The following is a 6,143-nucleotide window of genomic DNA, read 5'->3' as shown; positions in this document are numbered from 1 at the left end:
TCGCCAGCAGTGCGGCCGGAGCGATGACGGCCGGCGCGGCGGCAGCCGCAGGCTGCCCTCGCCGTCCGGCGTGGTCGGCAGGGCGTTCCCGGGGGCTCCGGCCGGGGCCGCCGCCTCCACCCGGACCGCCGATTCGCCGAGCCGGAGCGTGGCTCCCGGCGGCAGCAGCGCCGGGGAGCCGCCCACGGCCGCGCCGTCGACGGCGGTGCCGTTCGTCGAGTCCAGGTCCGTCACGGTCACCGCGCCGCCGTCGGTGACGGTGATCGCGCAGTGCAGCCGGGAGACGTCGGGGTCGTCGAGGGTGACGTCCGCGTCCGCCGAGCGGCCCAGGGTCACCCGCCCGCCCTGGAGCAGGTGGACGCCTCCCGCGTCGGGGCCCGCGACCACGTGGAGCCGGGCACGGGCCGGACCGTGCGGCGACACCGGGACGCTCGGTGACGGGCCGTACAGCGCCAGCACCCCGCCGTCGATCAGCGGCGGTTCCCCGAGGAGCCGGCGCTGCGGATCGAGCCGCTCCGCGCCGTCGTGGACCGTGACCGCCTCGTGACCGGGGTCCGCGGCCGGACCTGCGCCGGAGCCGGCCGCGGCGGCCGCCGCCGTGGCCGCGAGGGCGTCCGTGACCGCCGCCAGCGGGGTGCCCGCCGGCGCCGACACCAGGACGTCGCACGGACGCGTCGCGGCTTGGCCGCCGCGCGCCGCGAGGACAGTCAGACGGATCTGCATCGGCCCCTCCCGGTCCCAACCAACCCGCTCCGTGCCAGGAAGCATCCTCGCACCCGGTGCGGACATCCGGCGCCGCCGGAACGGTCTCATGATCTTGAGTGCTCCACCGGGTGCGCAAGGCGTTCCGGGAAGTTCCGCAACGGTTCCGCTTCCGCTCCGTTCCCGCACGCCTCCGACCACACCGTTTCCGCGCCGGTCCGCGCCGGTCCGCGCCGGTCCGGGCCAGGCGGGACAGGCGCCGTGCCCGCGGCTCCCGGCGCGTGTCCCCGAGGGGCGCCTCCATCGATGTGCGCGCCGCATGGCGTGCGGTGCGCTCGTTCCCGTACGCTCCCCACGCCTCGGGGCGCGTCCCCGGGCGTCGTCCTGCCCCGGGCGCCCCGTGAGCCGCCGTGCAACCGGCCACCGCGCCCGCGCGTCTTCCCGGAGAGTCCCGGAAAGCCGTCCCGGGGGCCCGCGGGTCGCGCGTACGGTCCCGGCGATCGCCCGCCGCACCCCGCGACGGCATTACAGTGGGCGGGACTGCAGACGAGACCAGGGAGCGCATGACGTGCGGCCGGTAGGCAGCAAGTATCTGCTCGAGGAGCCGCTCGGTCGCGGCGCCACGGGCACCGTCTGGCGTGCCCGCCAGCGCGAGACGGCGGGGGCCGAGGCGGCCGTGCCCGGCCAGCCCGGCGAGGCCGTGGCGATCAAGGTGCTCAAGGAGGAGCTGGCCGGCGACCCGGACGTGGTGATGCGCTTCCTGCGGGAGCGCTCCGTCCTGCTCCGGCTGGCCCACCACAACATCGTGCGGACCCGTGACCTGGTGGTCGAGGGCGATGTGCTCGCCCTGGTGATGGACCTCGTCGAGGGCCCCGACCTGCACCGCTATCTGCGGGAGAACGGACCGTTCTCCTCCGTCGGCGCCGCGCTGCTCACCGCGCAGGTCGCCGACGCGCTGGCCGCCAGCCACGCGGACGGCGTCGTGCACCGCGACCTCAAGCCGGCGAACGTGCTGCTCGCCGACGGGCCGGACGGGATGCGCCCGATGCTCACCGACTTCGGCATCGCCCGCCTCGCGGACTCGCCGGGCCTGACGCGCACCCAGGAGTTCGTCGGGACGCCCGCCTATGTGGCGCCGGAGTCCGCCGAGGGCCGCGAGCAGACCTCCGCCGTCGACGTCTACGGCGCCGGCATCCTGTTGTACGAGCTGGTGAGCGGCCGGCCGCCGTTCGCCGGGGAGAACACCCTCCAGGTCCTCCACCGCCATCTGGGCGAGGAGCCGCAGCGGCCGCCGGGTCTGCCCGAGCCGCTGTGGACGGTCATCGAGCGCTGCCTGCGCAAGCGCCCGGAGGAGCGGCCCAGCGCGGAGAACCTCGCCCGCGCCCTCCGTACGGTCGCGGCGGGCATCGGCGCCGGTGCCACGCCCGAGCAGGCGAGCGCCGCCCTCGGCGTCGCGGCGCTGCTCGGCCCGGACCTCGCGCCGACCACGGCCCCGAGCGGTCAGCTCAGCGGGGACGCCACGCAGACCCAGGTGCTGCCGCACGGTTCCGCCGCTCCGGGCGGGCCCGGCGACCAGCAGGCGCAGGGCGCCCCCGGCGGCTACGACCCGGAGGGCGCCACCAGCGTGCTGCCGCAGACCGGCGGCCCCGGCGGCCCGCAGGGCGACGGCAACGCCGACCCCACCCGCGTGATGCCCCCCGTGCCCGGCGGAGCGCCGCAGCAGGGCCCGGAGGGCGGTCAGCCGCCGCAGGCCGACGGGCCGCACCCGTGGCAGTCGCAGCTCCGCGCGGCCCGCGACCGGAACGAGCAGACCCAGGTCCAGCCGCTCGACCCGAGTCAGGACCCGCTGCGTCGCCGTCCCCAGCGCCGCCCGGCGCCGCAGCAGGCGCAGCCCCGTCCGGACCAGTACGCGCCCGCGCCGCCGGATCCGGGCCGCCGCCCGCAGCGGCGGGCCACCGAGCCGCCGCCGCAGCGGTACGAGCCGCGGCAGCGCCCCCCGGAGCCCCGGCCGCGCCGCGAGCCGCGGCAGCGCAGCGCGAACCCGATGCGGATCCCCGGGCTCGGCTGCCTGAAGGGCTGCCTGTTCTCGCTGCTGATCCTGGCGCTGATCGCGGTGCTTGTGTGGAACTTCACGCCGCTCCCGCAGTGGTGGGAGTCCGGACAGGAGGCCTGGGACGCCACCAAGGACTTCTTCACCGACGTGTGGGACTTCCTCGCCGAGCTGGGCGGCGACGGCGGCAGCGGCACGGACACCGGGGAGACCGGTGGGGGGACCGGCACCGCCGGCTGACCCACGGCCCGGGCGTGCCCGTCCCCGATGCCCCCGACGGGTGACGGGACGCCGAATCCGGAGATTTGTCGACTTCTGTGGGGTAAATGGCTCGCAGAAGTGACAAATGACCCCGGTCCCGGGGTCACGGGACGCCTCCGGCGCGTAGCTTTGTCGCCGTGACGCGTTTCCCGCGCGGCACGGGCCCGGCCGGGCCCGCCGTGCGGCGGGCCCGTCACTCCGTACGGGGCGGGCTCGGCTCACTCGGATCACTCGGCACCTGCGAGGGACGGATCGTGGCACGGAAGATCGGCAGTCGCTACACGGCACACCGGATCCTGGGGCGCGGCAGTGCGGGCACCGTGTGGCTGGGGGAGGGCCCCGGCGGGCCCGTCGCCGTCAAGGTGCTGCGCGAGGACCTGGCCTGTGACGAGGATCTCGTGGACCGCTTCGTGCGGGAGCGCGCGGCGCTGCTCTCCCTCGACCACCCGCGGGTGGTGGGCGTGCAGGACCTGGTCGTCGAGGGCGGCGACGTCGCCCTGGTCATGGACCTGGTGCGCGGCACCGACCTGCGCACCCGGCTGACGCACGAGCGCCGGCTGGCGCCGCAGGCCGCGGTCTCCGTCGCCGCGGACGTCGCCGACGCGCTGACCGCCGCGCACGCGGCCGGCATCGTGCACCGCGACGTGAAGCCGGAGAACGTGCTGCTCGACGCGCACGCCCCCACCGGCCCCGGCGGCGCACCGCCCGCGCTGCTGACCGACTTCGGGATCGCCAAGCTCATCGACGCGCCGGGCCGCGCGGCCGCGGTCCGCGCCGCCGCCGGGCCCGCGGCCGCGGGCGGCGCGGGCGAGCGCACCCCGCGGGGCATCATCGGCACCCCGGACTACCTCGCCCCCGAGCTGGTCGAGGGCCTGCCGCCACGCGCCTCCGTCGACATCTACGCCCTCGCCACCGTGCTGTACGAGCTGCTCGCGGGGTTCACCCCGTTCGGCGGGGGCCACCCCGGCGCGATCCTGCGCCGCCACGTCACCGAGACGGTGGCCCCACTGCCCGGCGTCCCCGACGAGCTGTGGCAGCTCATCCACCAGTGCCTGGCCAAGGCGCCCGCGTCCCGGCTGCGCGCCCCCGAGGTCGCCGCGCGCCTCCGCGAGCTGCTGCCCGGGCTGGCCGGGCTGCCGCCGCTGGACATCGACGAGCAGCCGGACGAGACGTACGAGGAGCCTCCGGCGGAGCAGCCCGCCCACCCGCAGCCGGGGCCGCAGCAGCCCGGGCTCGCCGCCGTGCCACTAGTGCAGAGCAGCGCGGGTCCCGACTCCAACCGGGACACCCACACCTCCATGCGCGTCCCCGGAGCCGACGAACTGGCCGGCGGTGCGCACGGCACCGCCCGCGCCCCCCGGGTGCCCGGTGCGCCGCGGGCAGGCTCGGCGCGCAACCGCGCCGCTGCCGCGGCCGCCGTCCGGCGCCGCCGGATCAAGGCGGGCGCGCTGGCCGTCGTGGCCGTCGCCGTGGCCGGGCTGGGCGGCTGGCTGGCCACCTCCGGCGACGGCGGCTCGGCCCGCCCGGCACCCGCCGTCGAACGGCCCGAGTCGCCCTGACTCCGTCCCGGGCGCGGTCCCGGGGACCCGGTGCGGCAGCTTCCGGGCGGCCAGCGGTTAGGCTGGAGCACGTGGCAGTCGTCGATGTATCCGAAGAGCTGAAGTCCCTCTCCTCCACCATGGAGTCGATCGAGGCGGTCCTCGACCTGGACAGGATGAGGGCCGACGTCGCCGCGCTCGAGGAGCAGGCGGCCGCTCCCGACCTCTGGGACGACGTCGAGAACGCGCAGCAGGTGACGAGCCGGCTCTCCTATCTCCAGGGCCAGCTCCGCAAGGCCGAGGACCTGCGGTCGCGCATCGACGACGTCGGCGTGCTCTTCGAGCTCGCGGAGGCGGAGGGGGACGCGGACGCCCGCGGCGAGGCCGAGGAGGAGCTCGCGGCGCTCCGCAAGTCCGTGGACGAGCTGGAGGTCCGCACGCTGCTCTCCGGCGAGTACGACGCACGCGAGGCCGTGGTGAGCGTGCGCGCCGAGGCGGGCGGCGTGGACGCGGCCGACTTCGCCGAGCAGCTCATGCGCATGTATCTGCGCTGGGCCGAGCGCCGGGGCTACCCGACGGAGGTCTTCGACACCTCCTACGCCGAGGAGGCGGGGATCAAGTCCGCCACCTTCACGGTCAAGGTGCCCTACGCCTACGGCACCCTCTCCGTCGAGCAGGGCACCCACCGCATGGTGCGCATCTCGCCCTTCGACAACCAGGGACGCCGGCAGACCTCCTTCGCGGGGGTCGAGGTCATGCCGGTGGTCGAGCAGGTCGACCACATCGACATCCCGGAGAACGAGCTGCGGGTCGACGTCTTCCGTTCCTCCGGGCCCGGCGGCCAGTCGGTCAACACCACGGACTCCGCGGTCCGGATGACCCACATCCCCACCGGCATCGTCGTCTCCTGCCAGAACGAGAAGTCGCAGATCCAGAACCGCGCCGCCGCCATGCGCGTCATGCAGTCCCGCCTGCTCGCCCACCGCCGGGCCGAGGAGCAGGCGAAGATGGACGCGCTCAAGGGAGACGGCGGCAACTCCTGGGGCAGCCAGATGCGGTCGTACGTGCTGCACCCGTACCAGATGGTCAAGGACCTGCGGACGGAGCACGAGGTGGGCAACCCGCAGGCGGTCCTGGACGGCGACATCGACGGCTTCCTCGAGGCGGGCATCCGCTGGCGCAAGCGGCAGGAGCAGGAGACGTCCGCCTGACGTCCGCCGGCCGCCCGGCCCTGCGGGGCGGCGGTCTCCGGCGCTCCGGGCGCCGGCAGAGCGAGGTCTCCGGACGGTAACGATTCCGCCCTGGCGCGCGCCCGCCACCGGTCTGGTCCGGTGGTGCGGCGCAGGCCCGTGCGGCGCCGCCGCGAAACCCTCCCCGACGTGCATCTTCCTGCCGTCCGGGGGCGGTTGACGCCTCCTCGGGCGGCCGATACGCCTGTGGCGTCCGTCGGCCGGCCACCCGAGGAGGCTGCACAGTGTCAGGGATCCCTTTCCAGCGGAACGGGCGGCGCCGCCGAGCGCACGCCGTGGTGGGCGCGGCCGTGGTGGCGGTGCTGGCGCCGTTGCTGGGCGCGGGGCCGGCGGTGCCGGCGG

The 6,143-nt window shown here is 76.2% G+C and carries 4 protein-coding genes; 3 read left to right on the top strand and 1 reads right to left on the bottom strand.

What is annotated here, in order from left to right:
* A partial coding sequence (locus tag HOY81_RS26490) for an FHA domain-containing protein (RefSeq protein WP_237323245.1) occupies positions 1-723 on the bottom strand: 723 nt, incomplete at its 3' end.
* 547 nt (positions 724-1,270) lie between these two features.
* Between HOY81_RS26490 and HOY81_RS26485 the strand changes: the two genes are divergently transcribed.
* From HOY81_RS26485 to prfB, 3 genes are all read left to right on the top strand, one after another.
* Complete coding sequence (locus HOY81_RS26485; protein ID WP_237323244.1) at positions 1,271-2,992, top strand: serine/threonine-protein kinase; 1,722 nt, start codon at positions 1,271-1,273, stop codon at positions 2,990-2,992.
* A 275-nt stretch (positions 2,993-3,267) separates the two neighbouring features.
* A complete protein-coding gene (locus HOY81_RS26480) occupies positions 3,268-4,572 on the top strand; it encodes a serine/threonine-protein kinase (RefSeq protein ID WP_237323246.1) in 1,305 nt (434 codons plus the stop codon).
* A gap of 71 nt (positions 4,573-4,643) precedes the next feature.
* Positions 4,644-5,762 (top strand): peptide chain release factor 2, encoded by a 1,119-nt coding sequence (gene prfB, locus HOY81_RS26475; RefSeq protein ID WP_237323243.1) that lies wholly within the window; start codon positions 4,644-4,646, stop codon positions 5,760-5,762.
* Positions 5,763-6,143: the final 381 nt, after the last annotated feature.

The sequence above is a fragment of the Streptomyces sp. JJ36 genome, assembly GCF_021696945.1.
Lineage (GTDB): Bacteria > Actinomycetota > Actinomycetes > Streptomycetales > Streptomycetaceae > Streptomyces.
The sequence above is the reverse complement of the archived record's forward strand: the minus strand, read 5'-3'. Positions and strand labels throughout refer to the sequence as shown.